The sequence below is a fragment of the Microcoleus sp. S28C3 genome (genome assembly GCF_036700785.1).
Taxonomy (GTDB): domain Bacteria; phylum Cyanobacteriota; class Cyanobacteriia; order Cyanobacteriales; family Microcoleaceae; genus Microcoleus; species Microcoleus asticus.
On sequence record NZ_JAUBPO010000277.1, the window covers coordinates 1 to 1,378 of the forward strand.

Here is a 1,378-nt window from a genome sequence, read left to right on the forward strand (position 1 = left end):
AATGGATACACTTCATAAGCTTGTACTCTATGCTGCACAAATATCCTAGCACTCACGCCTTAAGAGAACAGTGCCGGATGGCGGAACAGCGCATCTGGTGCGATCGCTCTTGCCGGCTCAGGTCAACTTGGAGATGAGTGAGCAGATCGCTAAGCTGAACATACTCCCGGTGCTCGATAAAATTTTCGATGACATCTTCCCAGGGATCTGATGATTGAAACTCTTGAGCAACGTGTTCGGCAGTTTCTTCATCTTCATAGTCAAGACAAGGTTCTTCGCCAGATTGGTAAGCCAGCATCGCAGCAGCCCAAATCGCATCTCGTTCTTTTTTAAGCAATTTAGTATCGATCCGGTGTTTGACCGGGATAATCCAAAATCGCCTGTTGCCTGTTTCATCAGCGAGAAATTCTTGCTTGTTGGTGGTTGCGACAATGATGCTGGGTCGGTTGAAGTCTTCAATATCTCGGCAATATGGCGGTCGAATTTTGTCTGTCCCGGTAGATAAAAAGGCTTTGGTTGCGCTGACATCGCGCCGTCTAAAAACACTTTCCAGCTCCGCCCATTCAACAAACCAAGCTTGGTGCAATTTGAGTCTTTCATCTTTATCAGACACAGTTCCTAGTGAATCGTCAAAGTATTTGCCTCCCGCAAGTATCTTAAAAAAAGTGGACTTTCTATAGCCCTGTTTCCCTTGCAGAATCAGAACTGTGTCGATTTTGCATCCTGGTTCAAATGTTCTCTTAACAGCACCAATGAGTGTTTTTAGGACGAACATTTCATAAATTGGATCGTTAACACCAAAGTATTTTTCAGCCAAACTATCTAAAATCGAAGTATCGGCTGCTGGTGGCAAAGAGTTTAGATACTCCTCGATCGGTGAATACTGATTTTCCACGGCTATTTCTGTCAGGATATCTTGAGTATCTTCGCGACTAGATTTGACGAGAATTCCGTGTTTGATAGCGAGTTGAATTCGCACTCGATCGAGAGACACTGGTTTACCATCAATTTCGATTCGCTTGCTGAGTTTATTCAATCGAAGTCGTTGGCCAAATTTTCTAACAAGTTTTCGGTAATCCTGCATCATTTTGTCATCTGAATTTAAAATATTAAATTCAGGTGATGAATCAGAGCTAGTAGCAGAATTAGGAGAGTTACCCAAATCAGATTCTGCCTCTGCCTCCATTCGCGAAACTAAATGGTCAGGTTGCAGAGATTTGAGGAATCGCCAGTATTCACCTTTGATGCAGCTCTCAATCCCGTCACTAAAATATTTTGAGATGCTGGCGATCGGGTTCGACTTAGGAATGAAAATTTAATAACTTCACTATTTACTCAATTGTCGGAACAGCACGGTAATTCCATTTTGGCAAATATT

The 1,378-nt window shown here is 42.7% G+C and carries 1 protein-coding gene; it reads right to left on the reverse strand.

Features of this window, described 5'->3' with window-relative positions:
- Window positions 1-52: 52 nt before the first annotated feature.
- Complete coding sequence (locus tag QUA13_RS32425) at window positions 53-1,036, reverse strand: virulence-associated E family protein (protein ID WP_333205192.1); 984 nt, start codon at window positions 1,034-1,036, stop codon at window positions 53-55.
- Window positions 1,037-1,378 lie beyond the last annotated feature (342 nt).